The organism is Rhodovulum kholense (genome assembly GCF_003053725.1).
Taxonomy (GTDB): Bacteria; Pseudomonadota; Alphaproteobacteria; order Rhodobacterales; family Rhodobacteraceae; genus Rhodovulum; species Rhodovulum kholense.
Genome location: NZ_QAYC01000008.1, coordinates 50773 through 77387 on the forward strand (window position 1 = coordinate 50773; position 26615 = coordinate 77387).

A 26615-nucleotide genomic window follows, 5' to 3' on the forward strand; every position below is an offset into this window, starting at 1 on the left:
CGATCAAGGAGAGGTTCCTTGGGTGGACCTAACGCTAGTCGAATGAGCACAGAATCGCAACTCACCCGTCTCGGTCTATTCGACGCCAAGGTGCCCCGGTACACCAGTTACCCGACGGCACCCCATTTCAATGCGTCGGTGGACGATGGAGACTTCGCCGGCTGGATCGGCCAGATCGAGCCCGGTTCGCAGATTTCCCTGTATATCCACGTGCCGTTCTGCCGCCGGCTGTGCTGGTTCTGCGCTTGCCGCACCCAGGGCACCCGGTCCGACGCGCCGGTCGAAGCGTATCTCGAGACGCTGAAGACCGAGATCGCGATGCTGGGCAAGCGGCTGCCCGAGGGCGTGACGCTGTCGCGCCTGCATTGGGGCGGGGGAACGCCGACGCTGATGTCGGCCGACATGATGAAACAGCTGACCGAGGCGATCTTCGCCGTCGCGCCGATGCACGAAAAGGGCGAGTTCTCGGTCGAGATCGACCCGAACGAGATCGACGAGGCCCGGCTGGACGTGCTGGCCCGAGCGGGCATGAACCGCGCCTCGATCGGCATCCAGGACTTCGACCCGCAGATCCAGTCGGTGATCGGGCGGATCCAGAGCTATGACATCACCCGCGACGCGGTCGATCTGATCCGGTCCAAGGGTATCACCTCGCTGAACGCCGACATCCTGTACGGCCTGCCGCACCAGTCGAACGAACGGATCGCCGAATCGGTGCAGAAGCTGATGTCGCTGTCGCCCGACCGGGTCGCGCTTTACGGCTATGCCCACGTGCCGTGGATGGCCCGGCGCCAGTCGATGATCCCGGCCGAGGCGCTGCCGACCCCGGAAACCCGGCTGAAGCTTTACGAGACCGCCAAGGAACTGTTCCTGTGGGACGGCTACCGCGAAATCGGCATCGACCACTTCGCGCGGCCCGATGACGGGCTGGCCCGGGCGCTGGACGCGGGCAAGCTGCGCCGGAACTTCCAGGGCTATACCGACGACACCGCAGCCGCGCTGATCGGTCTGGGCGCCTCGTCGATCTCGCGCTTCCCGCAGGGCTATGCCCAGAACCTCTCGGGCACCTCGGATTATACCGCGCGGGTCCGCGACGGGCGCTTCGCGACCGGCCGGGGCCATGTCTTCAGCGACGAGGACAAGATGCGCTCGCGGATGATCGAGGCCTTGATGTGCGATTTCCACATCTCGACCGCCGAGATCACCGAAACCTTCGGCATCTCGAAGGCCGACCTGAACGCGATGTTCCAGGAAGTCGCCGACCGCTTCGCCGGGTTCATCGATCTGAACAATGACGGGCTGACGGTGCCGGAACACGGCAAGCCGCTGACCCGGATGATCGCCCGCGGCTTCGACGCCTACGACCTGTCGAAAGCCGGCCACAGCTCGGCGATCTGACGCTTTCAGGCGGCGCCCGGGGTTTCCCCGGACGCCGCAAAAGCCGCCCGCATCAGGGTGCGGGTATAGTCCGTCTTCGGCGCCTCGAAGACCGCCTCGACCTCTCCCGCCTCGACAATCTGGCCCATCCGCATGACCACGACCTTGTGGGACATCGCCCGCACCACGCGCAAATCGTGGCTGATGAACAGATAGGCCAGGTCGTATTTGCGCTGCAGGCTGCGCAGCAGGTCGACGATCTGCACCTGCACCGTCATGTCCAAGGCCGAGGTGGGTTCGTCCAGCACCACCATGCGCGGCCGCAGGATCATCGCCCGCGCGATCGCGATCCGCTGGCGCTGCCCGCCCGAAAACTCGTGCGGATAGCGGTGCATCATCGCCGGATCGAGCCCGACCTCGGTCAGGATCTGCGCGACATCCTCGCGCGCCGTCCGCCCCGGCCGGACCCCGTGCACCCCGAGCCCCTCGGCCACGATCTGTTCGACCGTCATCCGCGGGCTGAGGCTGCCGAACGGGTCCTGAAAGACGATCTGCATGTCGCGCCTCAGCGGCCGGATCTGCCGCGATTTCAGCCCGTCGATGCCCTGCCCCTGAAAGACGATCCGCCCCTCCGAGGAAATCAGCCGCATGACCGCCAGGGCCAGCGTCGTCTTGCCGGACCCCGACTCGCCCACGACCCCCAGCGTCTCGCCCGCCCGGACCGAGATGTCGGCGCCGTCGACGGCCTTCACATGGCCCACGGTCTTGCGCATGAAGCCGCGCTGGATCGGGAACCAGACCTTCAGCGCGTCGGTGCGCACGATCTCGGCCGCGTCGGGCTTGACCGGATCGGGCCCGCCCACGGCGGCGGCGGCCAGAAGCTTCTGGGTATAGGGGTGCTGCGGCGCACGGAAGATTTCGGCCGTGGGGCCGGTCTCTACGATCTCGCCATCCTTCATCACGCAGACCCGGTCGGCGATCCGGCGCACCACGTTCAAATCGTGGGTGATGAAGAGAAGGCTCATGGTCTCTTCGCGCTTGAGTTCGGCCAGCAGGTCGAGGATCTGCGCCTCGATGGTCACGTCGAGCGCCGTGGTGGGTTCATCCGCGATCAGCAGGTCGGGCCCGTTGGCCAGCGCCATGGCGATCATCACCCGCTGCCGCTGGCCGCCCGACAGCTGGTGTGGATAGGCGCCCAGGCGGCTTTCGGGATCGCGGATGCCGACCCGGGTCAGAAGTTCCAGGATGCGCGTCCGCGCCGCCGCCCCGGTCAGCCCCTGATGCAGCGCCAGGCTTTCCGCGATCTGCTTTTCCAGCGTGTGCAGCGGATTGAGCGAGGTCATCGGCTCCTGGAAGATGAAGCTGATATCGTTGCCCCGGACCTGCCTCAGCCGCTTTTCCGGAGCACCCGCCAGATCCTCGCCCTCATAGACGATCGCGCCCGACACCGTCGCCGACCCGGGCAAGAGCCCGACCGTCGACAGCGCCGTCACCGACTTGCCCGACCCGGATTCGCCCACCAGCGCCACCGTCTCGCCGCGCCCGATCTCGAAGCTGACGCCCCGGACGGCTGGGGCCTGCCGGCCATCCTGCTGGAAGGACACATGCAGGTTCTCGACCTTCAGGACCGGGCCCATTGGAACGTCTTTCTCGGGTCGAAGGCATCGCGGACGCCCTCGAAGATGAACACCAGCAGCGACAGCATGATCGCGAAGGTGAAGAAGGCGGTGAAGCCCAGCCAGGGCGCCTGCAGGTTCTGTTTGGCCTGCAGCGTCAGTTCGCCCAGCGACGGCGCCGAGGACGGCAGCCCGAAGCCCAGGAAGTCGAGCGAGGCCAGCGTGCCGATGGTGCCGGTGATGATGAAGGGCAGCATGGTCAGCGTGGCGACCATGGCGTTGGGCAGCATGTGGCGGAACATGATCGTCCAGTTCGATACGCCCAGCGCCTTGGCGGCGCGGACATATTCGAAGTTGCGCGCGCGCAGGAACTCGGCCCGGACGACACCCACCAGAGCGGGCCAGCCGAAGAGCGCGGTCAGGAACACCAGCAGCCAGAAGCTGCGCCCCAGCACCGCAAAGAGGATGATGATGATGTAAAGCTGGGGCGTCGAGGTCCAGATCTCGATCACCCGCTGGAAGATCAGGTCGGTCAGCCCGCCGAAGAAGCCCTGAACCGCGCCCGCCACGATGCCGATGACCGAGGCGATGCCGGTCACCATCAGCGTGAAGAGGATCGACAGCCGGAACCCGTAGATCACCCGCGCCAGCACGTCCCGCGCGGTATCGTCGGTGCCCAGCCAGTGTTGGGCGTCCGGCGCCGAGGGCGCGGTGCCCTGGATGTCGTTGACGGTGTTGTAGCTGTAGCGGATCGGCGGCCAGATCATCTGACCCTTCGCGATGGGCTCGCCCGCGACCATGCCGTCGGCGGCATCGGCGATCAGGCCCTCGGGGTCGTCCCAGCAGGCGTCGAGCCCGCCGGTCAGGATCAGGCATTGCACCTCGATGTCGCGATAGACCGCCTCGGTCCGCAGATCGCCGCCGAAGGCGGTTTCGGGGTAGAACCGGTAGATCGGAAAGAAGCTCTCGCCGCGATAGCTGACATAGATCGGCTTGTCGTTGGCCAGCAGTTCGGCAAAGAGCGACAGGCCGAACAGCACGCCGAAGATGACCAGCGACCAGAGCGCCCGGCGGTTACGCTTGAAGTTGCGCCAGCGCCGCTGATTGAGGGGAGACAGCCAGGCCATGTCAGGTCTCCCGGCTTTCGAAGTCGATCCGGGGATCGACCAGCACATAGGTCAGGTCCGACAGGATGCCGACCAGAAGCCCGATCAGCCCGAAGACATAGAGCGTCGCGAAGATCACCGGATAGTCGCGCGCGACCGCCGCCTCGAAACCGAGCCGCCCAAGCCCGTCGAGCGAGAAGATCGTCTCGATGATGATCGAGGCGCCGAAGAAGACGCCGATGAACATGCCCGGAAAACCCGCGATCACGATCAGCATGGCGTTGCGGAAGACGTGCCCGTACAGCACCCGCGACTCGGACAGGCCCTTGGCCTTGGCGGTCACCACGTATTGCTTCTTGATCTCGTCAAGGAAGGAATTCTTGGTCAAGAGCGTCAGCGTCGCAAAGCTGGAAATCGTCGTGGCGATCACCGGCAGGGCGATGTGCCAGAAATAATCGAGGATCTTTGCAGGCCAGCTGAGATCGGCCCAGTTATCCGAGACAAGCCCCCTCAGCGGGAACCATTGCAGGTAGGACCCGCCCGCGAAGACCACCAGAAGCAGCACCGCGAACAGGAACCCGGGGATCGCGTAGCCCACGATGATGACGGCCGAGGTCCAGGTGTCGAAGCCCGACCCGTCGCGGACCGCCTTGCGGATGCCCAGCGGGATCGAGACCATGTAGGCGATCAGGGTGGACCAGAGCCCGAGGCTGATCGAGACCGGCATCTTTTCCAGCACCAGATCGACGACCGACACCGACCGGAAGTAGCTTTCGCCGAAATCGAACCGGGCATAGTTCCACATCATCGTCAGGAACCGTTCCAAGGGCGGCTTGTCGAAGCCGAACTCCTTTTCAAGTTCCTCGATAAATTCGGGCGGCAGGCCGCGGGCGCCGACATATTTGTCGCTGCCGCCACCCGCCGCGGTGCTCATCTGCTGGTTCTGGGCGTCGGCTCCGCCCCCGGCAAAGCCCTGAAAGACGTCGCCGCCGCCCTCGATCTGGGCGATGATCTGTTCGATCGGTCCCCCCGGCACGAATTGCGTCAGGGTGAAGTTGATGATCATGATGCCGATCAGCGTGGGCACGATCAGCAGCAGCCGGCGGAGGATATAGGCGCCCATCTGGTCCGGTCTGTCCCTGTCAGCGCAGCGCGCCCGCCGCGCGCAGCTCGGCCGCGCGGTCGGCGTCGTACCACCAGAAATCGAGATAGCCCAGATCGTAGGGCGGCAGCGCGTCGGGATGGCGGTACATGTCGAAATAGGCCACCCAGTGGACGTCCTTGTACCAGGTCGGCACCACGAAATACGCGTGCCGGAAGATCCGGTCGAGCGCCCGGGTCGCGGCGCGGAACTCGTCCTCGGATTTGGCCGAGACGAGGTGCCGCATCAGGATATCGGCGCCTTCATTGGCAAAGCCCGCCGGATTGAAGAGGCTGTATTCGGCATCGGCCGACCCGAACCGCTGCTGCATGCCCAGCCCCGGGACCAGGTTGGTCTGGTAGCTTGCAAGGATCATGTCGTAGTCGCGTGCTCGGCGGCGGTTGGTGAACTGCGAGGGGTCCACCCGCGAAAAGCTGGCATCGACGCCCAGCGCGCGCAGGTTGTCGACGAAGGGCAGCGCGATCCGTTCGGTCACCGGGCTGTCGTCGAGGATCTCGAGCCTCAGCATCTGGCCATCGGCGTTGCGGCGCATCCCGTCATCGCCCGCGACCCAGCCCGCCTCGTCCAGAAGTTGCGAGGCCTGGCGCAGGTTCCGCCGGTCGAGCTGACGGTCGCCCGAGGTATGGGCCTTCATCGGCGGCTCGGTCAGGATCGCGGGGTCGATATGATCCGCGACCTCCTGCAACAGTTCAAGCTCGCGGCCCTCGGGAGGCGCATCGGGTGCGCCGAGATCGCTGTTTTCCCAGAACGAGCTGCGCTGCTTGAAGAGGCCGAATTGCAGCGTCTCGTTGGTCCATTCGAAATTGTACATGAGCCCGATGGCGCGGCGCACCCGCAGGTCCTGGAATTGCGGCCGGGCGAGGTTGAAGATCCAGCCGCTGTCGGGCGGCAGGTTGCCGTCATGGGGTTCGTCCTTCTTCACCCAGCCCTCGGCCACCGCAGGGAAATCGTAGCCCGTCGCCCAGGTCTTCGAGCTGTCCTCTTCGCGGAAGGTGTAGGCACCCGACTTGAAGCCCTCGAGCGCGGCGATGGAATCGGCGAAATACTCGACCCGTATCCGGTCGAAATTGTAGCGCCCGATATTGATCGGCAGGTCCTTGCCCCAGTAGTCGGGGTCACGCTTGTAGACGATCCGGCGGTTGATGTCGTAGCTGTCCAGCACGTAAGGCCCGGTCCCCATGATCGGGGTCAGGCTGCTTTCATCAAGACGCGCGCCGGTTTTCTCGAACCAGGCCTTCGACATCACCGGGTTCGACCCCATCTGGCTGATCAGCCCGTCGCGCGGCACGTCCGGCTTGAAGGTGAACTTGATCCGGTAGGTATCCAGCACCTCGGGGGAATAGACGAGCTTCTTGATCGCCTCGCGGTACGAGGGCAGCGCCTGTTCCATCAGCAGATCGAAGGTGAATTTCACGTCCTCGGCGGTTACCGGGGTGCCGTCGGTGAAATGCGCCTCGGGCCGCAGGTTGAAGATCACCCAGTCCTCGCTTTCGGGATATTCGAGGCTTTCGGCAATCAGACCGTACGAGGTTCCGGGCTCGTCGGCGACATCTGTCATCAGGCGTTCGATATTGATCGTCGCCAGCGCCCCGGCGCGGCCCTTGCGGGTGAAGGGGTTGAAGCTGTCGAAGGTGCCCGGCGCCCAGATCGAAATCTCGCCGCCCTTGGGCGCGTCCGGATTGACGTAATCGAGCCGCTGGAAATCGGCCGGATACTTGGGCTGGCCCAGTTCCGAAAAGGCATGGGTCTTGATCACGGTTTCGGTGCCGTCAGCCGCCGGGGTCGAAGGCGGCGCATCCTGCGCCAGAGCCGGAACCGCGCCCAGCATCAGCGCCAGCATCAGCGCAAGCGTCCTGACCGCAAGGCGAGGCGAAGGTCTGGCCGGAACCGGCAGAACGGCACGGTGCGGATGGCGGCGGGGGGTGGGCATCGGCAAACTCCCTGTCTTCTGCGGTCGGACGGACGCGAGACCTGCCCTAGCTAATGGCCCGGGCGGCACCGGTTCAAGTTGAGATTCCGTGAGACTTCCGCAATCGACGGGGTAATCCCGGGCTCAGAGCCCCCGGCGCGCCTTCAGGGCCGCGCTGATCGTGCCGTCGTCGAGATAATCGAGCTCGCCCCCGATCGGCACCCCTTGGGCCAGCGAACTCAGCCGCACGCCGGTCTCGGCCAGTTCTTCGGCGATGTAATGGGCAGTGGTCTGGCCGTCGACGGTCGCGTTCAGCGCCAGGATCACCTCGGAGATCCCCTCGCGCCCGATCCGTTCGACCAGATCGGGAATGCGCAGATCCTCGGGCCCGACCGAATCGAGCGCCGACAGCGTGCCGCCCAGCACGTGATAACGCCCGCCGAAGGCACCGCCGCGTTCCATCGCCCAAAGATCGGCCACATCCTCGACCACGCAGATCTCGCCGTTCGAGCGGGCCGGATCGGCGCAGATCTCGCAGGTATCGGCGGTGGTGATGTTGCCGCAGACGGCGCAATCATGCACCGCCTCGCCGACCTTGCGCATGGTCTCGGCCAGCGGCAACAACAGGACCGCGCGTTTGCGGACCAGATGCAGCACGGCACGGCGGGCCGACCGGGGCCCAAGCCCCGGCAGCCGTGCCATCAGGTCGATCAGCGCGTCTATCTCGTGCGGGCGACTCATTTCCACGCCATCGGAAACAGATCGGAGTAACAGCGCCAAAACAAATCTGGGTCCTTCTGGTGCTGAGCAGCTTGCAGAATGTCTCCCCGAACACGCCTAGCGTCCCGGAAATGAACTGTAAGAAAGCAGTACGAAGTGATAAAAAACAAGATGAGCCCCAGCCCAGCTATACTATTCACTATCTGCGCTGCAGGTCCGCTCGAGCTATAACCAATCCACCCAAAGAGAAGCGAGATCCCCAAGTACGCGCAAATCTGTTCCAGATATGCTTTGCGCGCCTCGGAGATCACCACTTCAGCGGTCTCTCCACTCAAAGGAAGCTTGGAGGCATCCTCTGGGCCGAAGAAAAACATTTGATCAGACCGGCAGGCCGAGCCCCGGAGGCAGACCCATTTCCTCGGTCAGCTTGCGGGTCTCTTCCTTGGTCTTTTCCATCGCCTTCTGCTGGGCGTCCTTGATGGCCGCCAGAATCAGGTCCTCGACCACTTCCTTCTCGTCGGGATTGAAGATCGACGGATCGATCGACAGCGCGGTCAGCGTGCCCTTGGCGGTCGCCGTGGCCTTGACCAGCCCCGCGCCGCTTTCGCCCTCGACCAGCGTGGTGGCCAGCGTCTCCTGCAGAGCCGCCATCTTGCCCTGCATCTCGGTCGCGGCTTTCATCATCTTGGCCATGTCGCCAAGGCCGCCCATTCCCTTGAACATGCGTGTCTCCTTCGCCTGTTATGCGTTCAGTCGTCGTCCTCGAACGGGTCCCATTCCTCCTCGACCTCGGGCAGAGCCTCGGCGGCCGCCTCGGCCGCCAGGACCTCGGGCGGCTTTATGTCGATGATTTCGGCCTTGGGGAAGGCGGCAAAAACGGCGCGGACCAGTGGATGTTCGGCGGCCTCGGCCTTGCGCGCGGCCTCGGCGGCGTTGCGGGTCTCGTCGATGGTGGGGCCACCGCCCTTGCCCACGACCGAAACCGCCCAGCGCGCGCCGGTCCAGCTTTGCAGCCGCTGTCCCAGCCGCTGGGCCAGATCGGCGGGCGCGCCGGGCGCGGGTTCGAATTCGATCCGGCCGGGGGAATAGCTGACAAGCCGGACGCCGGCCTCGACCTCGACCAGCAGCACCATGTCGCGATTGGCGCGGATCAGGTCGACCACCGCCTCGAAACTTGGGTAATGCGCCAGCGTCTGCTCGGGGGCGCGGGCCAGCGCGGTGACGGCGCCGCCGCCCGAGGGCGCGGCATGAATCGGGACGCCCCGGGCTTGCGCCTGCATCCCGCCGCCGCCCGAGGGCGCGGGGCCGGAAGGCGCGGGACCCGAGGGCGGGTTGTCCTGCAGTTTGCGCACCAGATCCTCGGGCGCGGGCAGGGTCGAGACATGGGTCAGCCGGATCACCGCCATCTCGGCCGCCATCATCGCATTGGGCGCCATCGAGACCTCTTCCAGCGCCTTCAGCAGCATCTGCCACATCCGCGCCAGCACCCGCATCGACAGCCGCTCGGCCATGGTGCGGCCGCGGGCGCGTTCGTCGGGGCCGACGGTCGGGTCGTCGGCGGCCTCGGGCGCGATCTTGATGACGCTGAGCCAGTGAGTGATCTCGGCCAGATCGCGCAGCACCGCCAGCGGATCGGCGCCGTCGGCATATTGCGCGGCCAGCTCGCCCAGCGCGCCTGCGGCGTCGCCCGCCATGATCATGTCGAAAAGATCGAGCACGCGGCCCCGGTCGGCGAGGCCCAGCATGGCGCGGACCTGATCGACCGTGGTTTCGCCCGCGCCATGCGCAATCGCCTGATCGAGAAGGCTCATCGCGTCGCGCACGGACCCTTCGGCGGCCCGGGTGATCAGCCCCAGCGCCTCGTCCGAAATGGGCGCGTTCTCGAGCCCCGCGATCTTTTTCAGATGGGCGATCATCACCTCGGGCTCGATCCGGCGCAGATCGAAGCGCTGGCAGCGCGACAGCACCGTCACCGGCACCTTGCGGATCTCGGTGGTGGCGAAGATGAACTTCACATGGGCGGGCGGTTCCTCCAGCGTCTTCAGCAGCGCGTTGAACGCGCTGGTCGACAGCATGTGAACCTCGTCGATGATGTAGATCTTGTAGCGCGCCGAGGCCGCCCGGTAGGCCACGCTGTCGATGATCTCGCGGATGTCGTTCACGCCGGTGCGCGAGGCGGCGTCCATCTCCATCACATCGACATGGCGGCCCTCGGCGATGGCGCGGCAATGCTCGCATTGCCCGCAGGGCTCGGTCGTCGGGCCGCCCTGCCCGTCCGGGCCGATGCAGTTCATGCCCTTGGCGATGATCCGGGCGGTCGTCGTCTTGCCGGTGCCGCGGATGCCGGTCATGATGAAGGCCTGCGCGATCCGGTCGGCGGCAAAGGCGTTCTTGAGGGTGCGCACCATCGCATCCTGCCCGATCAGATCGGCGAATGTGGCGGGACGGTACTTGCGCGCCAGCACCTGATAGGCGGTGCCCTGGGGGTCTGCCATGGGTCCTCTCGAAATCGCGGGTCCGGGCGACAGGGTAGGCCCTGACCCGGGCGGCGTCCAGCGGATCGCGGACAGTCCCCGGCAGAGACCGCCGGACAGAAGCGCCCGCTGTCGGACTGCAAAACGCCTGTACGCCTGTCGGGGAGAAGGTGAGAGGCTGGACAGCGACCCGAACGGGGCTCGTTACGGCTGCTTCCTTCCGGACCTGACCGGGTTGGCGAGGCGCTCGCCCGCGCCAACCTCTCGAGGCGTTACATAGACGTCACGCGGCGGATTCGCAAGGGTCGGGGTCCGGTCCGGCCCCGGCGCCGCAGCCGCGGCTCAGCTGCGTTTGCGGTCAGCCGGGTAGACCCCGAGAATGTCGAGATGCGAGGTGAAGTAGTCGAGTTCCTCCAGCGCGCGGGCGACATGGGGGTCGTCGGGATGGCCCTCGATATCGGCGTAGAACTGGGTCGCGGTGAAGGACCCGTCGACCATGTAGCTTTCCAGCTTGGTCATGTTGACGCCATTGGTCGCGAAGCCGCCCATCGCCTTGTAAAGCGCCGCCGGAATGTTGCGGACCCGGAAGACGAAGGTGGTCATCATGCCCAGATCGCCCCGCCGCGTGCGGTCGGGTTCGCGCGACATCAGCAGAAAGCGGGTGGTGTTCTTGTCGTGATCCTCGATATGGCGGGCCAGCACCTCGAGCCCGTAGATCTCGGCCGCCAGATCGCCCGCGAGCGCGGCCAATTCCGGGTCGCCGATCTCGGCCACCTGCCGGGCCGAGCCCGCGGTATCGGCCCCGGTCACCCGGTGGATGTCATGCTTATGCAGGAAGTCCCGGCATTGCCCCAGCAGGACGGTATGGCTCATCGCGCGGCGGATGCCCGAAAGCGGCGCGCCCGGAACTGCCAGCAGGTTGATATGCACCCTGACGAAGGCCTCGCCCACGATATGCAGCCCGGAATCCGGCAAAAGCTGGTGGATGTCGGCCACCCGCCCGTAGGTCGAATTCTCGACCGGCAGCATCGCCAGGTCCGCCTCGCCGCTGCGCACGGCCTCGATCACGTCCTCGAAGGTCCGGCAGGGCAGCGCCTCCATCTCGGGACGGGCGTCGTGGCAGGCCTGGTGCGAATAGGCGCCGGGTTCTCCCTGAAAGGCGATACGGCTGGTCATGTGGGGACTGTTTCCTGTGGCTGGCCGGGACCCGGCCGGGTCGATGGTTAAACTGAATACTTCTTGCCAAGCCGAAGGGGAAGCACATAGGAAGTTCGCGGGAAAACATGGGATCGAATTGATGCTGAAGAAGGTGAGCTTCACCAAGCTTCTGGGCGCGGGCTCGGGGGCGCTTTTGCTGTTTGTGCTGGTCGATCGGGCGGGAGGGTTCTACTTCACGCCGCCCGAGCTTGAAAAACCCGCCTATGTGGTCATCGAGGAAGAGCCCGAGACCCCGGCAGAACCGGAACAGGAGCTGACCTTCGAAGAGCGCATGGCCCAGGCCGATGCGGCCGCGGGCGAGCGGGTCTTCAACCAGTGCAAGTCCTGCCACCGGGCCGAGGAAGGCGTGAACGCGGTCGGGCCGTCGCTTTACGGCGTGGTCGGGCGGCCGGTGCATGCAGTGGCCGACTTTTCCTATTCCGACGCGATGGCGGGGCTCGAGGGGGAGTGGACGGCCGAGCGGATCTACGAGTTCATCGCGGCCCCGCGCGACGTGGTGCCGGGCACGGCGATGACCTTTGCCGGGCTCAAGGACCCGCAGGACCGCGCCAACGTCATCGCCTATCTCGACTCGCTCGACGACTGAGCGCCGCCCGGCCACGCGCCGCGCAAGCGAGCCCTTGAAAGGCGAACGGGCGGCCCGCCGAAACGAGCCGTCCGTTTCTGTCCGTCCGGACCGGATCGCCCGGCCGCGGATCAGCGGCGGGGATCGTCGTCGTCCTCGTCTTCCTCGTCACCGTTATCGGGCAGGTTGAAGAAGCTGTCGGCATCCGGCACCAATCGGTCCTCTTCCTCGTCGTCGTCCGGGCGCGTCAGGGTGAAGGTTTCGAGCCCCGAAATGGCGGAGGGCAGGCGCGGCTCGGTGCCCATTTCCAGCGACTGTTCGGTCGAGACCAGCTTGCGGCGTTCGTCATCGGTCATCAGCCCGCCTTCCGCGGCGCGCTTGCGGGCGGCCTTCTGCACGGCGGAATCAAGCTCGGACTGCTTGCAGAGCCCCAGCGCCACCGGGTCGATCGGCTGGATGTTCGAGATGTTCCAGTGGGTGCGTTCGCGGATCGACTGGATCGTCGGTTTGGTGGTGCCGACCAGCTTGGCGATCTGGCCGTCGCTGAGTTCGGGGTGGAACTTGACCAGCCACAGGATCGAGGCGGGCCGGTCCTGCCGCTTGGACAGCGGCGTATAGCGCGGGCCGCGGCGCTTTTCCTCGCCCAGCGCGGCCGGGTTGAACTTGAGCCGCAGCTTGTAAAGCGGGTCCTTCTCGGCCTTGTCGATTTCCGACTGGTCGAGCTGGTTGTTCGCGACCGGATCGAAGCCGCGCACCCCGCCCGCCACGTCGCCATCGGCAATGCCCTGCACTTCCAGCTCGTGCAGGCCGCAGAAATCGGCGATCTGCCGGAAGCTCAGCGTCGTGTTGTCGACCAGCCAGACGGCGGTGGCCTTGGCCATGATGGGTTTGTTCATCGGCCTTCTCCTCTCGTGCGACCATAGCGCTCCCCGGGCCGGGAAACGGCTGCGCCGGATTGGCGCGGTTCCTCGTTTTCGGGGAAGTTCCAGTCTATATAGTCGGCGAAACGCCCGGAGAAAAGAGAAAATGCGCTGGCTGGCCGTGCTGCTGCTGTCTGCGACCCTGGCCCGCGCCGATGGCGAGCCCGCCGGGAAATTCGACTATTACCTGCTGGCGCTCAGCTGGGCGCCAAGCTGGTGCGCGCTGGAGGGCGAGGCCCGGCAAAGCCCGCATTGCGCGCCGGGCGGGGGCGCGGGATGGGTTCTGCACGGGCTCTGGCCGCAATACGAACAGGGCTGGCCCGGCTATTGCCGCGGCGCGAAACCCGACCCCTCGCGCGCCCAGACCGCGCGGATGGCCGATCTGATGGGCAGTTCGGGCGCGGCCTGGTACCAGTGGAAGAAACACGGGCGTTGTTCCGGCCTGTCGGCGGGCGACTATTTTGCCGCGGCGCGCCGGGCCTATGGCGCGGTCATCCGGCCGCCCGCCTTCCGCAAGCTGACGGCTCCGGTCCGGCTGCCCGCGGGCGTGGTCGAAGAGGCCTTCCTGCAGGCCAATCCCGGCCTTCTGCCCGACATGCTGACCGTGACCTGCAAGGCCGGCCGCATCCAGGAGGTGCGGATCTGCCTGACCAGGGATCTGAGGCCCCGTCCCTGCGCCGCCGACACGGTCGAGGATTGCACGCTTCGCGACGCGGCGATGCCCCCGATCCGCTGACCGTCAGCCGGACCGAAGGGGCCTCATGGTGTCGGACGGAGGCGCTCAGGCGGCCTTGCGGCGCCGGGACAGGCCCAGCAGCGCCAGCAGCCCCGAGCCCAGCATCAGAACCGGGGCCGGAAGCGGCACCGGCGCCGGATCGGGCGTGGCGACCGCAGTCACAAGGCTCTGGCTCGGCCGCCACCACGAGGTCGATTTCAGGAAGTCCAGCTGATAGCCGCCGGTCTCGTCGGTCAGCGCAAGGAAATCGGCGGCCTTGCGCTCGACCCGGTTGTCGGTCCAGCCGCTCAGGCGGAAAGCGCCGCGCCCGAGGTTGAGGCTGTCGCTGTCATAGACGACCTCCCAGATCGCGACCTGGAACGCGGCCGAGCTGACCGCATCGACCACATCTGCGTAATGCTGGGTGAAGAGGCGGTCGAGATTGGTCAGGACGGTGCTGCCGAAGAGCGATGCGCCGGTCGTGTAGCCGGTCGCGGTCTGGCTCAGCGCATGGGTCAGGTCCACGCACCAGGCCAGAAGCGGGTCGCTTTGCCCCGCGACATCGAAGGCGAACTGTCCGGCGCTGGCCGAGTCCGACCGGCCGTAGAAGGAATAATAGACCGTCGTCGCGCCGGGGGTCTGCCCGGTATAGTCCAGCGTCAGCGTGCTGGCCTGCGCCGTGCCCAGTCCGGCGGCCAGCGCCAGCCCTGCGAGAGAGAAAATGCCTTTCATCGAAATCACCCCTTCAAAACCCCGGCGGCCCCTGCCACCGGGATCGGGATTGTGACGATTTCGCGGCTTTTGCAAGGCCTTACGCGCCCCGGAAACGGTGAGTTTCCAGGGCGTTGCGCAGTCTCAGGCGATCTTCAGGACAATCTTCCCGACATGGGCGCTTTGTTCCATCCTTGCATGGGCCAGCGCCGCCTGGGTCAGGTCAAATTCGCTGTCCATCACCGGCGCGATGCGGCCCGAGGCCAGCAGCGGCCAGACCCTCTCGCGCAGTTCGTCCGCGATCCGCGCCTTGGCCAGATCCGATTGCGGGCGCAGAGTCGATCCGGTGATGGTCAGCCGCCGCATCATCACCTGCGCGAAGTTCAGCGCCACCTTGGGCCCCTGCAGGAAGGCGATCTGCACCAGCCTCCCGTCATCGGCCAGCGCCCGCACGTTGCGCGGAAGATAGTCGCCGCCCACCATGTCGAGGATCAGGTCGGCCCCGCCCTCGGCCCGCAAAATCTCGACGAAATCCTCGCTGGAATAGTCGATCGCCCGCTCGGCCCCCAGATCGCGGCAGGCCGCGCATTTGGTCGGGTTGCCGGCGGTGGCGAAGACCCGCGCCCCGAAGACCGAGGCCAGCTGGATCGCGGTCGTGCCGATCCCGGAGGACCCGCCATGCACCAGGAACCGTTCGCCCGCCGTGAGGCCACCGCGCATGAAGACGTTGGACCAGACCGTGAAGAAGGTCTCGGGCAGGCAGGCGGCCTCTTTCAGCCCCAGCCCGTCCGGCACCGGCAGCGCATGTGCCGCCGAGGTCGCGACATAGTCTGCATAGCCGCCGCCCGGCAGCAGCGCGCAGACCCGGTCGCCGACCCGAAGCCCCGACACGCCCTCGCCCAGCGCCGCAACTTCGCCCGCGCCTTCCAGCCCCGGCAGGTCCGAGGCCTGCGGCGGCGGCGCGTAGGATCCCGCGCGCTGCAGCGCGTCGGGCCGGTTCACCCCGGCATAGGCCAGCCGGATCAGAACCTCGCCCGCCCGCGGCACCGGCACCGGGCGTTCGGTCGGACGCAGGACTTCGGGGCCGCCGGGTTCGGAAATCTCGACCGCCCGCATCGTTGCCGGGAGCGTCATGTGCGCTCCGGCAGGCCGGGACGGACCGATCCGGGCAGCCGCCGGTCGGGCTGCCGGTGCGGCGGACGGATCTGCCGGGCAAGCCAGTTCGGCCCCAGCATCAGCGGCTTGAGAACCCAGGCCTTGTTGACCTGCGCCTTGACCTTTTCGAGCTGCATCACATCACCGATCCGGCGGTCGAGGAAGGCGGCGGTCTCGGCATGGTCGGGGCTTTCGTCGCCCAGCCAGTAAAGCACGGTCGAGCCGTAGACCGCCGCCAGCGAGGCGCGCTTGGTGTACCAGTTCACGTCGTCCGAGCTGTCGCCGAGCGCGGTCCAGATCCGGTCGGCGGTGCCCCAGACGAGCCGCGAGCCTTCGGCGGCGTAAGGCGGCAGCGCGAACAGAGTGGCGCCCCGCCGCACGGCCTCCTTGTCCTCGGCCGCGTCCAGTCGGTAGCGCACGGCCAGCGCCACCCTGTCGCGAAAGCGCATCGCCGAGAGGTCGGTTTCGGTCAGGCGGCGCACCATCTCGTCGTCGCCGCGCAAATGATAGGCCACCGCCAGATCGACCGCACCGCGCGGGCAGGCGGCGCGGGCCATGGCGGCATCGACGCCGGAATCGGCGATGGCGGCGCGGAAGGCGGCCTCGCTCCATCCGTCGAACGGGACGTGGATCAGGGCCGCGTCCAGAAGCTCTTGCTTGATGGCATCCAGGCCTTGGGGCGTGTCGGTCATGCGGGGGCCTCCTTTCGACGGCCCCCTCTATAGACAAGTTCGCGCGGCTTTGCTATACGGCCACCTCCTGCGAAATTCGAAACTCCAGCAAGAAAGGTGGTGACAACCACATGCAGGTCAGCGTTCGCGACAACAATGTCGACCAGGCGCTTCGGGCTCTGAAGAAGAAACTTCAGCGCGAAGGCGTGTTCCGCGAAATGAAGCTCAAGCAACATTTCGAGAAACCGTCCGAGAAGAAAGCGCGCGAGAAGGCGGAAGCCGTCCGCCGTGCGCGCAAACTGGCGCGGAAGAAAGCCCAGCGCGAAGGTCTTCTGTAAGACCGTCGGCATGCGAACCGGAGCAGCAATGCTCCAGCGAGACGACCCCCGAGGCCCTGCCCGGGGGTTTGTCGATTCCGGGACCCTGAAAATCCTTGCCTTGCGGCCGGGGCTCAGCCCTGACGGAAGCGGCCCGCCTCGATCTCGCGGGCCAGCCGGGCGACCGATGTTTCAAGCTGCTCGGCCAGCCGGTGATGGGCAAGCCGCAGCGTCTGCAGCAGCACCCGCGCGCCGATGGTCTTCGAGGCGAGCTCGATCGAGATGGCCAGCCGGGTCAGGCGCGGCGCCAGAAGCTGCAGCTCGATGGCGCTGGCGGCCTGCAGCCCGCCCGAGCGCGACTGCAGGCGGATCTGTTGCGGCGGTTCGAAGGCGACCAGTTCGGTCTCGACCGCGCGCCGGGCGCCCTGCAGCGTGAATTCGGCAGCCCAGGCCATGCCCGGCCCGGGTTCGCTGCGGTCGTCGAGCCGGCGCAGGTCGGCCCCGCGGCGACCGGCCGCGGCCTCGACGCGCGGAAAGTCCGACAGCACGGCAAAGACCTCCTCGATCGGCGCGGCGATGTCTTCGCGGGCGGTAAGCTGCATGTCTGGCTCCGGGCTGGCTCTGTCCGTTCTGGCCTCAATCCAGCCGGTCCGCAAGCCATCTGCGGATCAGGTAGCCGGCAATCGCCCCCGGGCGCGGCGGCCGGATGTCGGCGGATTCGCCCGCGATGACCGCCAGCATCTCTTCGCGCGGCACCCAGCGCGCCTCGGCGATCTCGGCCGGATCGACGGTGATCTCGCGGGACAGGGCCTCGCCCCGGCAGCCCAGCATCAGCGAGGCCGGAAACGGCCAGGGCTGGCTGGCCAGATAGCCGACCCGGCCCACGCGGATGCCGGTTTCCTCGGCGACCTCGCGCCGCACCGCGGCCTCGACCGACTCGCCCGGCTCGATGAAGCCCGCCAGGAGCGAGAACATCCCCTCGGGCCAGCCCGGCGAGCGCCCCAGCAGGACCGAGTTGCCCTGCAGGATCAGCATGATGACGCAAGGATCGGTGCGCGGGAAATGCGGCGTGCTGCAGGCCTCGCAGACCCGGCGCCAGCCCGCATCGACCATCCGGCTGGGCTGGCCGCAGCGCGAACAGAACCGGTGGGTGCGGTGCCATTCGCAGATCCCCTTAGCGGTCGCCGCCAGTTCGGCCTGAAGCGGGTCTAGCCCCGGCATCACCCGGCGCAGTTCGCGAAAGAGGTGATCTTCCGGCAGATCGGGATGGCGCTGTTCGGACGGATCGAGAAACAGGCCCAGCGTGTCGGGGATCTCGTCCGGGCGCCAGTCCGAGATATCGACGGCGAAATGCGGCGCGCCATCGGCCAGCCCGAGGAAGATCGCCCGCGCGCGCCGCTCGGCCGGAACCGGGTTCGCGCAGGGCACCCAGCCAAGCCCGTCTTCGCAGCACAGCGGCTTGCCGCGCCAGAGCGGCAGGACCCGTCCCTTACCCCAGGCATCGTCCAGCCAGACGGCATCGCCGCGCCGCAACGCGGCCCGGTCCAGACCGCCGCCTCCGAAAGTCACCTGCTCGGCCAGTTGCATGGCGGCTCCTTTTCCTGCAATGGCGCAAGGCGGGCGTCAGTTTGGGGCGAATGCAAACAATCCCACATTCGCCTGACGCGAATTGGCTCTCGCCATCCGCTTGCGAACCCTTTACTCTCGCAGGCCGGTGATGGTCGCATTCCGCCCCCAAGTCAAAGCCATTTCCCCGGCAGGCTGCGGACGCGGCCCGAGTAGTTTGGTATCGGCCAGCCGCGCCCCTTGTCGGGCGGCATTCAGGCGGGGGCATCCTTGAACGCGCTGCACCCATTTTCCGCTTCGCCCGCCGCCGACCGCGTGCATCTTCGGCTGATGGAAACCTCGGACCTGCATGTGCATGTCTTTCCCTATGACTATTATTCCGACCGCCCCATCGACTCGGCCGGGCTGGCGCGCACCGCCGCGCTGATCGCGACGCTCAGGGCCGAGGCGGCCAATACGCTATTGTTCGACAATGGCGATTTCCTGCAGGGCAACCCGATGGGCGACTATATCGCCCATGAACGCGGCCTGCGCCCGGGCGAAATGCATCCGATGATCGCCGCGATGAATGCGGTCGGCTATGACGCGGCGACGCTGGGCAATCACGATTTCAACTACGGGCTCGACTTTTTGCTGACTGCGCTCGATGGCGCGCGGTTCCCGGTCGTGTCGGCCAATCTGCTGCCCGGCCCGCTGGCCCCGCCCGGGCTGGCCGCGCTGCCGCGCTATACGCTGCTGGACCGGACGGTGCGCGACGGCGCGGGACAGCCCCATCCGCTGAGGATCGGAGTGATCGGCTTCCTGCCGCCGCCCATTGCGATCTGGGACCGCCGGCATCTGCACGGCCGGGCCGAGGGTGGCGACATCGTCGCGGCCGCCCGGGCGCTGGTGCCGCGGATGCGCGCCGACGGCGCCGATCTGGTCGTGGCGCTGGCCCATTCCGGCATCGGCGAGCCCGACCATGTCGACCGGCAGGAGAATGCCTGCCTGCCGCTGGCCGGGATCGAGGGAATCGACGCGATCCTGTCGGGACATCAGCACATGACCCTGCCCGGTCCCGATTTCGCGGGCATCCCCGGGGTCGATGCCGAGGCGGGCACGATCTGCGGCAAGCCCGCCGTCATGCCCGGCTTCTGGGGATCGCATCTTGGCGTGGTCGACCTGCTGCTCGAGCGTGGCACGGCCGGGTGGCGGGTGGCCGAACACCGCAGCGCGGTGCACCCGATCGCGCACCGAAAGCCCGGCCGCGGGGTGGTGCCGCTGGTGTCCAGCAATCCCGAGGTGATAACGGCCGCGGCGCCCGCCCATGCCGAGACGCTGGCCTATACCCGCCGCGCCGTCGGCCGCACCGAAGTGCCGCTGCACAGCTATTTCTCGCTGGTGACCAACGACGCCTCGGTCAAGATCGTCGCCGACGCCCAGCGCTGGTACCTGGCCGAGATGCTGAAGGGCACCCGCCACGAGGGCCTGCCGCTGCTGTCGGCGGCGGCACCGTTCAAGGCGGGCGGCCATGGCGGACCGGACTACTACACCGACGTGCCCGCGGGCGACATCGCGATCCGAAACGTCGCCGATCTTTACCTTTACCCCAACACGGTGCGCGCGGTGCGGGTGACCGGCGCCCAGCTGCGCGGCTGGCTCGAACGCTCGGCCGCGCTCTTCAACCGGATCGAGCCGGGCCAACCCGACCAGATCCTGCTGAATCCCGAGGCCCCGTGCTATAATTTCGACGTGATCTGCGGGGTCGAATATCGGATCGACCTCAGCCGGCCGCCGCGCTTCGGGCCGGGGGGCCGGCTGCTGGACCCGACCGCGGGACGCATCTCGGGGCTGAGCTGGCAGGGACAGCCAGTGACCGACGACATGGAATTCGTGGTCGCGACCAACAGTTTCCGGGCCAGCGGCGGCGGCGGCTTTCCCGGCACCGGGGTCGACACCGTGGCGTTCGAGGCGCCCGATGCCAACCGCGACGTGCTGCTGCGCTATATCGCCGAACACGGCACCGTCGCGCCGCGGGCCGATGCCACCTGGCGCTTCGAGGATCTGCCCGGCACCACGGTCCTGTTCGACACCAGCCCGGCCGCGCTCGATCATCTCGACGAGCTGCGCGACCTCGCTCTCGAGCCCGCAGAAAACGGCCCCGACGGCTTCCTGCGTCTTCGCATCGCGCTTTAGCGCCGCCCCCGCTGCGCCGGGCAGCGGCATGGGACCGGTCCGGAAACGGCCCCGAACGGCCCCGACCTGGCCCGGAACGGGTCCGCCCACCCGTCCGGATCGAAAATTTCACATTGGAATGACTAAACGATGTAAACTTTCCCGGAGCCCGCCCCGATGCGGGCCCTTGGGGGAGGGACTTCACCGTGACCGGAATCCGCCTGTTTCTCGGGGCGATCTGTCTTGGCTGCGCGGCCCATGCGCAGCAGACGCCGCCGCCATCGGTTGTCGCCGTGCCCGCCACGACGATGGAGCTGACCCGGACCGCCACCTTCAACGGCCGCCTCGACGCCGACCGCACCGTCGCGCTGGTGGCGCGCGTGGGCGGGATGCTTGAGGAAATCGGCTTCGAACCCGGGGAGTTGGTCGCCGAGGGCCAGGTGCTGTTCCGGATCGAGAAGGACCTGTTTCAGACCGCCGTCAAGGAGGCCGAAGGCGCGCTGCGCACGGCCGAGGCCGCCCGCGACCGCGCCCGGCTGGAACGGGACCGGCAGGCGGAACTGGTCGCGCGGAATGCCGCCGCGCAGGCCATCCTCGACACGGCCGAGGCCGATCTTGCCAGCCGGGAGGGCGACGTGATTCGCCTGTCGGCGGCGCTCGACCGCGCCCGGCTGAACCTGTCCTATACCGAGATCGCGGCCCCCTTCGCCGGCCGCATCGGGCCGCCCGAGGTCGATGCCGGGGCGATGATCGCGGCCGGAGCGGGGCCACTGGCGGTGCTGATCCGGCTGGACCCGATGCATGCGGAATTTCAGGTGCCGACCGCCGTGCTGCGCAGCTATCTGGAACGGGTCGCGGCCGGAGCGGCCAGCGACATCGACGCGGTGACGCTGACGCTGGCCAATGGCACGGTCTACGACCGGCCCGGCGATGTCGATTTCGTCGACAGCGCGGTCACCGGAGGCACCGACAGCGTCACCCTGCGCGCCCGCTTCGACAATCCCGAGGGGCTGCTGCTGGATGGCGAGCTGGTCCGGGTACAGCTGACCGCGCAGCAACCGGCGCCGGAACTGGCAGTGCCGCAGCAGGCGGTGCAGCGCGACGTGCAGGGCGCCTTCGTGCTGGTGGTCGGCGACGGCGACAGGGCCGAGCTGCGCCGGGTCACGGTCGGGCGCACCGCCCGGGGATTTGCGGTGATCGCGGACGGTCTTGCCGAGGGCGAGAGGGTGATCACCGAAGGTCTGAACAAGGTCCGGCCCGGCCAGCCCGTGGACGCGGCCGCCCCGGTGGACGGCTAGACCATGCTGGCCCGGACCTTCATCCGCCGCCCCCGCCTGGCCGGGGTCATCTCGATCGTGCTGTTCATCGCCGGGCTGATCGCCCTGACCAAGATGCCGGTCGAACAGTTTCCCGATATCGTGCCGCCGCAGGTCTCGGTCACCGCAAGCTACCCGGGCGCCGGAGCCCAAGTGGTCGAAGAGACCGTGGCCCAGGTCATCGAGGACCAGGTGACCGGGGTCGACGACATGATCTACATGTCCTCGACCTCGGGGGCGGACGGCACCTACATCCTGACGATCAGTTTCGAGGTCGGCACCGATCCCGACATCGCCACGGTGAACGTGCAGAACCGCGTGGCCCTGGCCGAGCCGCTGCTGCCGCCCGAGGTCAGACAGACCGGGGTGAAGGTCGCCAAGAAATCCTCGTCGCTGCTGATGGGCGTCGCGCTTTACGCGACCGACGGCCGCGTCACCGGGGGCGATCTGACCAACTATGCCCGGATCAACCTGCTGGATGCGCTGAAACGGGTCGAGGGCGTCGGCGATGCCTCGATGTTCGGCGCGAACCAGTTCGCGATGCTCGTCGATCTGGACGTGGACCGGCTGGCCGCGCTGAACCTGACGCCCTCGGATGTCGCCGCCGCGCTGAAAAGCCAGAACCTTCAGGCGGCCATTGGCCGGGTCGGCGGGCAGCCGGTCACCGACGATCCGGGGATGCAGCTGAACATCTCGACCAGAGGGCGGCTGGAAAGCCCCGAAGAATTCGCCCAAATCATCGTCCGCTCGGCCGCCGACGGCAGCGTGGTGCGGGTGGGCGATGTGGCCGATGTGCAACTGGGCGACCGCAGTTCCGACGTGACGACCAGCTTCGACGGCGCGCCCGCGACGCTGATCGGGCTGTATCTCGCGCCCGGCGGCAATGCCATCGCGGCGGCCGACGGGGTCAAGGCGGTGATGGCCCGCGCGGCCGAACGCTTTCCCGAGGGCATGGCCTACACGGCCGTCTCGGACAGCTCGGTCTTCGTGAAGGAAAGCATCGCGGCGGTCGAGCATACGCTGATCGAGGCTTTCGTGCTGGTCGTGCTGGTGGTCTTCGTCTTCCTCGGGTCGCTCAGGGCCACCATCGTGCCGCTGATCGCGGTGCCGGTGGCGCTGGTCGGAACCTTCGCGGTGATGCTAGCGATGGGCTTCACGCTGAACACCGTGTCGCTGCTGGCGCTGGTGCTGGCCATCGGCATCGTCGTCGACGACGCCATTGTCGTGGTCGAGGCGGTCGAGGCCAAGATGGAAGAGGACCACTCGCTTGACCCTGCGCAAGCCGCCGAGGCGGCGATGGGCGAGATCACCGGCGCCATCGTCGCAATCACGCTGGTTCTGCTATCGGTCTTCGTGCCGGTCGCCTTCATTCCCGGCATTTCGGGTCAGCTCTTCCAGCAATTCGCGGTGGCGGTCTCGGTCTCGATGGTGATCTCGGCGATCAACGCGCTGACCCTGTCGCCCGCGCTCTGCGCCATCGTGCTGAGGCCCCATCACGGCCCCCGCAAGGGGATCATGGGCCGGATCTCGACCGGCATCGACGCCGCGCGCGACCGCTATGCGGCGGCGGCGGGCGCGCTGGTGAGGCGGTCGGTTCTGGGGCTCGTGCTGCTCGCGGGCGCCATGGTTCTGACGGGCGGGCTTTTCCGCGCGGTGCCCTCGGGGTTTCTGCCGGCCGAGGATCAGGGATCCTTCATCGTCGAGACCCGCCTGCCCGAGGCCGCATCGGTCAACCGCACCGCCGCCGCGCAGCGCGAGGTCGAACGGATCCTGCAGGGCCTGCCCGGCGTGGCCAGCGTCACCTCGGTCACCGGCTTCTCGATCCTCGACGGGATCACCCGGTCGAACGCGGCCTTCGCGCTGGTCTCGATGGCCCCGTTCGAGGAACGAACCACCGAAGAAACCTCGGTCTTTGCCGCGATCCGACAGGCCATGGTGCAGGGCGCGGCGATCCGCGAGGCGCAGGTCATCGCCTTCAACCTGCCGCCCATCGCCGGGCTCGGCAGCGGGTCGGGGTTCGAGCTGCAACTGCTCGACACCCAGGGCCGGCCCGCGGCCGACCTGGCCGCGACCGCCCGGGGGCTTGCCTTCGCCGCGAACGGAGACCCGCGACTGTCCGGCGTCTACACGACCTTCTCGGCCGACAGCCCGCAGCTTTTCCTCGATATCGACCGCGAGCGGCTTTATGCGCTGGGCATCCCGGTCTCGGACGTCTTCGCCGCGCTGCAACCCACGCTGGGGTCGGCCTATGTCAACGACTTCAATCTCTTCGGCCGGTCCTGGCAGGTGCGGATGACGGCCCTGCCCGGCGACCGCGACGAGGTGGGCGACATCGCGCGGATCCATGTGCGCACCGCGAACGGCGAAATGGTTCCGGTCGGCGCCTTCGCCAGCGCGGACTACACCACCGGGCCGCTGTCGCTGCAACGCTACAACAACCAGCGCGCCGCCAGGATCACCGGCGATCCGGCGCCCGGCACCGCCTCGGGCGCGGCGCTGGCCGCGATGGAAGAGGTCGCCGCGGCCAGCCTGCCGCCGGGCTATGAAGTCGAATGGACGGGCACCGCGCTGCAGGAAAAGCAGGCCGCCGGGCAGACCGCGGCGATCCTCGCGCTGGCGGTGCTGTTTGCCTATCTCTTCCTCGTGGCGCTTTACGAAAGCTGGACGATCCCGGTGCCGGTGCTGCTGTCGGTCAGCTTCGGGGTCGCGGGGGCGATGCTGGCGCTGCTGGCGACCGGGCTGCCCTTCAACCTCTATGCCCAGATCGGGCTGGTGGTGCTGCTGGCGCTGGCCGCGAAGAACGCGATCCTGATCGTCGAATTCGCCAAGGCGCGGCGCGAGGCCGGGGCAGGCATCGCCGAGGCCGCCATCGAGGGCGCCCATGCCCGGTTTCGCGCGGTGATGATGACCAGCTTCGCCTTCATCGCCGGGTTGATCCCGCTGGTCACCGCCGAGGGCGCCTCGATGCTGTCGCGCCGGGCGGTCGGCACCGGGGTCGCGGGCGGGATGCTGGCCGCGGCGGTCGTGGGCATCTTCGTGATCCCCGCGCTGTACGTGGTCTTCCAGACCCTGCGCGAAAGGATCAGGGGCGGCGCGGGCGACCGGACGGATCAGGCAAGGGAGGCGGTGGCAACTCCCGGGGAATGATGCAAGGCGCGGGCCTGCCGGATCGAGGATCCGACACGTGACGGGCTGTTCGACTTCTTTGGCGAAAGGGGTGTGGTACCGCCTCCCCGGCTCGAACGGGGGACCCCCAGATCCACAATCTGGTGCTCTAACCAACTGAGCTAAGGCGGCACTGTCCGCGCGATTTAGCGCCCCCCCGACGCGATTGCAAGACCCGTTCTCGACCGCAGGCACGTCATCACAGGACAGCCGCCCCCCTGAAGGACAGGCCCGCGTTGCCCTCGCCGCCCTTGCCAGACCCGGGCCAACGCGCTAACCCGGCGGCTTCATCACCCCGGGGAACCTGCGCCATGGGCATCGACAAGCAAAGCGACTTCGCCGCCAACCTGCAGATCGGACCGACCAGTCTTGGCATGGTGCGGATCTATGTCGAAGGCGAGGGGCTGGAGATCCCGATGGATTTCGACCCCGAGGAAGCCGAGGAAATCGCGGACGAACTGCGCGCCGCCGCCGCTCAGGCGCGGGCCATGACCGAGAAGAAGGTCAAGGCCCCCAAGCCGAAGGGCTGAGGCCGGGATCGCGGAGCGCCTGCAGCCGCAGCGCGGCATGGCGGGCGAATCTGTGGATCAGCGCCTTGCGCCGCGCCGGCGCCAGACGGGATTCGGGAGCCTCGCGCACCAGGTCGGCGCCATAGGCATCGGCAAGGATCAGCCCGGTGTCCGGCGGCAGCAGCTCGGACGGGAAATCGGCGTCCACCGCCCAGAAGAACCGGTCGCACCAGTCGAGATACCCGGTCCATTTCCGGTCCGAGGTGAAATCGGCGCGGCTCGACTTGCACTCGATCACCCAGATCTCGTCCTTCGGGCCCAGCGCCATGACATCGACCCGCAGCCCCGCCGCGGGCGCCAGTTCCTCGACCGTGGCAAAGCCCAGATCGCGCAGGTGGCGGCAGACGCCGCGGGCCAGAAGCTGGCCGGGGGCAAGCGGGATCGGGCCGGGATCGGACATGGCGCGACCATGATCCACGCGCCGCCGCTCGACAAGCCTTGTCGGCACGGCACCGGCATCCTATCTATCGCCGAGGCGGGGTCTGCCCTTCCCGTGCAGAGGTCAAATTCCGGTGGCCTTAAGCAAATCCGAGGGAGCTGGCTCTGTCCGGATCCTGGTCCGGTTACCCGGCGCCCACCTGTAGTAACAGGTCCTCGGGAATTGCAATGCCTCCACGTTTGCGGTGGTCCCGCCCCTTCCGCGCCCTGACGAAACCTGACGAATTCGTCCGCCACCTGGGCGTCAGGCGCCCGTTCGTCTGCGGCCCGTTCGACCGCCGCATGGCCCTGCGGCCCGCGTGGCCGCCTGCGCCGTGGCCAGTCCCATCCCGTTGCCGACGCATGAAAAAGGCGGCCGAAGGGCCGCCGTTCCAGTCGTGCATCTGAAACGAGGGGAAGGCCGGGTCAGCGCCGCATCCTGCGCTCGTCCTTCACCGGCACCGGGATCGGCACCAGAACCTCGGCCAGGCCGCGCACCGGTTCCCGGCGGCGGCGTCCGTTATCGGCGTCGTCGTCCCGGGCCATCGCCATGACCGCGATGCCGAACTGCACCCCGGCAAAGACGATCCCGTTGAACAGGAACAGAAGCGCCCCGGCAAGCCAGCCGCCCGAGACGTTGGTCACGAGGTGCCAGAGATTGGCGACGTCGAAATACATCAGAAGGCCGACGAAAAGACCCGACAGTACGAACCCGATGGCGGTCTGGCGGATGTAGAGGGTCACGAGCTTGGGCATCGGTGTCTCCGTTCCTTGCTCCAATTAGGTAGCCAT

24 protein-coding genes, 1 tRNA gene and 1 other RNA gene are annotated in these 26615 nt (G+C 67.5%); 8 read left to right on the top strand and 18 right to left on the bottom strand.

Features of this window, described 5'->3' with window-relative positions; genetic code table 11:
* Window positions 1-42: 42 nt before the first annotated feature.
* Window positions 43-1398 carry an oxygen-independent coproporphyrinogen III oxidase gene (hemN, locus tag C8N38_RS11705; protein WP_108027365.1) on the top strand — a complete coding sequence of 452 codons (1356 nt, stop codon included), beginning with the start codon at window positions 43-45 and terminating at the stop codon, window positions 1396-1398.
* A 5-nt stretch (window positions 1399-1403) separates the two neighbouring features.
* Here the strand turns inward: hemN and C8N38_RS11710 are convergent, their stop codons facing one another.
* The 9 genes from C8N38_RS11710 to C8N38_RS11750 form a co-directional block, all read right to left on the bottom strand.
* A complete protein-coding gene (locus tag C8N38_RS11710) occupies window positions 1404-3014 on the bottom strand; it encodes an ABC transporter ATP-binding protein (protein ID WP_108027366.1) in 1611 nt (536 codons plus the stop codon).
* Window positions 2999-4120 (bottom strand): ABC transporter permease, encoded by a 1122-nt coding sequence (locus C8N38_RS11715; protein WP_108027367.1) that lies wholly within the window; start codon window positions 4118-4120, stop codon window positions 2999-3001. The genes C8N38_RS11710 and C8N38_RS11715 overlap by 16 nt, the downstream gene beginning before the upstream one ends.
* Before the next feature lies 1 nt (window position 4121).
* Entirely contained in the window at window positions 4122-5222 is a 1101-nt protein-coding gene (locus tag C8N38_RS11720) for a microcin C ABC transporter permease YejB (RefSeq protein ID WP_108027368.1), read from the bottom strand.
* A gap of 19 nt (window positions 5223-5241) precedes the next feature.
* Complete coding sequence (locus C8N38_RS11725) at window positions 5242-7191, bottom strand: extracellular solute-binding protein (protein ID WP_245895704.1); 1950 nt, start codon at window positions 7189-7191, stop codon at window positions 5242-5244.
* Window positions 7192-7314: 123 nt separating this feature from the next.
* Window positions 7315-7911, bottom strand: coding sequence for a recombination mediator RecR (gene recR, locus C8N38_RS11730; RefSeq protein WP_108027370.1), 597 nt, complete (start codon window positions 7909-7911; stop codon window positions 7315-7317).
* Between the two features lie 357 nt (window positions 7912-8268).
* Window positions 8269-8613, bottom strand: a complete 345-nt coding sequence (locus C8N38_RS11735) for a YbaB/EbfC family nucleoid-associated protein (RefSeq protein ID WP_108027371.1) — start codon at window positions 8611-8613, stop codon at window positions 8269-8271.
* A 26-nt stretch (window positions 8614-8639) separates the two neighbouring features.
* Window positions 8640-10385 carry a DNA polymerase III subunit gamma/tau gene (locus tag C8N38_RS11740; RefSeq protein ID WP_108027372.1) on the bottom strand — a complete coding sequence of 582 codons (1746 nt, stop codon included), beginning with the start codon at window positions 10383-10385 and terminating at the stop codon, window positions 8640-8642.
* A gap of 148 nt (window positions 10386-10533) precedes the next feature.
* Window positions 10534-10630, bottom strand: an RNA gene (gene ffs / locus C8N38_RS11745) — signal recognition particle sRNA small type.
* Window positions 10631-10706: 76 nt separating this feature from the next.
* Window positions 10707-11540, bottom strand: coding sequence for a prephenate dehydratase (locus C8N38_RS11750; protein WP_108027373.1), 834 nt, complete (start codon window positions 11538-11540; stop codon window positions 10707-10709).
* A gap of 121 nt (window positions 11541-11661) precedes the next feature.
* On the opposite strand from C8N38_RS11750, the gene C8N38_RS11755 reads away from it, so the two are divergent.
* A complete protein-coding gene (locus C8N38_RS11755) occupies window positions 11662-12168 on the top strand; it encodes a c-type cytochrome (protein WP_158272344.1) in 507 nt (168 codons plus the stop codon).
* A 110-nt stretch (window positions 12169-12278) separates the two neighbouring features.
* On the opposite strand, the gene C8N38_RS11760 is transcribed toward C8N38_RS11755, so the two are convergent.
* Complete coding sequence (locus C8N38_RS11760) at window positions 12279-13043, bottom strand: DUF1013 domain-containing protein (protein WP_108027375.1); 765 nt, start codon at window positions 13041-13043, stop codon at window positions 12279-12281.
* Between the two features lie 130 nt (window positions 13044-13173).
* On the opposite strand from C8N38_RS11760, the gene C8N38_RS11765 reads away from it, so the two are divergent.
* Complete coding sequence (locus C8N38_RS11765; protein WP_108027376.1) at window positions 13174-13803, top strand: ribonuclease T2 family protein; 630 nt, start codon at window positions 13174-13176, stop codon at window positions 13801-13803.
* A gap of 45 nt (window positions 13804-13848) precedes the next feature.
* Here the strand turns inward: C8N38_RS11765 and C8N38_RS11770 are convergent, their stop codons facing one another.
* The 3 genes from C8N38_RS11770 to C8N38_RS11780 form a co-directional block, all read right to left on the bottom strand.
* Window positions 13849-14514, bottom strand: coding sequence for a hypothetical protein (locus tag C8N38_RS11770; RefSeq protein WP_108027377.1), 666 nt, complete (start codon window positions 14512-14514; stop codon window positions 13849-13851).
* A 123-nt stretch (window positions 14515-14637) separates the two neighbouring features.
* Window positions 14638-15627 carry an NAD(P)H-quinone oxidoreductase gene (locus tag C8N38_RS11775; RefSeq protein ID WP_108027378.1) on the bottom strand — a complete coding sequence of 330 codons (990 nt, stop codon included), beginning with the start codon at window positions 15625-15627 and terminating at the stop codon, window positions 14638-14640.
* Window positions 15624-16340, bottom strand: a complete 717-nt coding sequence (locus tag C8N38_RS11780; protein WP_108027379.1) for a COQ9 family protein — start codon at window positions 16338-16340, stop codon at window positions 15624-15626. Before C8N38_RS11780 ends, C8N38_RS11775 begins: the two co-directional genes overlap by 4 nt.
* 110 nt (window positions 16341-16450) lie before the next feature.
* Between C8N38_RS11780 and rpsU the strand changes: the two genes are divergently transcribed.
* Complete coding sequence (gene rpsU, locus C8N38_RS11785; protein ID WP_042458983.1) at window positions 16451-16657, top strand: 30S ribosomal protein S21; 207 nt, start codon at window positions 16451-16453, stop codon at window positions 16655-16657.
* Window positions 16658-16770: 113 nt separating this feature from the next.
* On the opposite strand, the gene C8N38_RS11790 is transcribed toward rpsU, so the two are convergent.
* Together C8N38_RS11790 and nudC are read right to left on the bottom strand one after the other, a co-directional pair.
* Window positions 16771-17238: an SRPBCC family protein gene (locus C8N38_RS11790; RefSeq protein ID WP_108027380.1), complete on the bottom strand. Its 468-nt coding sequence runs from the start codon at window positions 17236-17238 to the stop codon at window positions 16771-16773.
* A 34-nt stretch (window positions 17239-17272) separates the two neighbouring features.
* Window positions 17273-18223: an NAD(+) diphosphatase gene (gene nudC / locus C8N38_RS11795; protein WP_108027381.1), complete on the bottom strand. Its 951-nt coding sequence runs from the start codon at window positions 18221-18223 to the stop codon at window positions 17273-17275.
* A 249-nt stretch (window positions 18224-18472) separates the two neighbouring features.
* Here nudC and C8N38_RS11800 point away from each other — a divergent pair, with 249 nt between their 5' ends.
* From C8N38_RS11800 to C8N38_RS11810, 3 genes are all read left to right on the top strand, one after another.
* Entirely contained in the window at window positions 18473-20377 is a 1905-nt protein-coding gene (locus C8N38_RS11800; RefSeq protein WP_281258225.1) for a bifunctional 2',3'-cyclic-nucleotide 2'-phosphodiesterase/3'-nucleotidase, read from the top strand.
* A gap of 185 nt (window positions 20378-20562) precedes the next feature.
* Window positions 20563-21654, top strand: a complete 1092-nt coding sequence (locus C8N38_RS11805; protein ID WP_108027382.1) for an efflux RND transporter periplasmic adaptor subunit — start codon at window positions 20563-20565, stop codon at window positions 21652-21654.
* 3 nt (window positions 21655-21657) lie between these two features.
* Window positions 21658-24819 carry an efflux RND transporter permease subunit gene (locus C8N38_RS11810; RefSeq protein ID WP_108027383.1) on the top strand — a complete coding sequence of 1054 codons (3162 nt, stop codon included), beginning with the start codon at window positions 21658-21660 and terminating at the stop codon, window positions 24817-24819.
* A 73-nt stretch (window positions 24820-24892) separates the two neighbouring features.
* On the opposite strand, the gene C8N38_RS11815 is transcribed toward C8N38_RS11810, so the two are convergent.
* A tRNA-His gene (locus C8N38_RS11815) sits at window positions 24893-24969 on the bottom strand.
* A 179-nt stretch (window positions 24970-25148) separates the two neighbouring features.
* Between C8N38_RS11815 and C8N38_RS11820 the strand changes: the two genes are divergently transcribed.
* Complete coding sequence (locus C8N38_RS11820; protein ID WP_108027384.1) at window positions 25149-25367, top strand: DUF6324 family protein; 219 nt, start codon at window positions 25149-25151, stop codon at window positions 25365-25367.
* Here the strand turns inward: C8N38_RS11820 and C8N38_RS11825 are convergent.
* Complete coding sequence (locus C8N38_RS11825; RefSeq protein WP_108027385.1) at window positions 25342-25806, bottom strand: MmcB family DNA repair protein; 465 nt, start codon at window positions 25804-25806, stop codon at window positions 25342-25344. The genes C8N38_RS11820 and C8N38_RS11825 overlap by 26 nt on opposite strands.
* Before the next feature lie 443 nt (window positions 25807-26249).
* Window positions 26250-26579 (bottom strand): hypothetical protein, encoded by a 330-nt coding sequence (locus C8N38_RS11830; RefSeq protein ID WP_108027386.1) that lies wholly within the window; start codon window positions 26577-26579, stop codon window positions 26250-26252.
* Window positions 26580-26615: the final 36 nt, after the last annotated feature.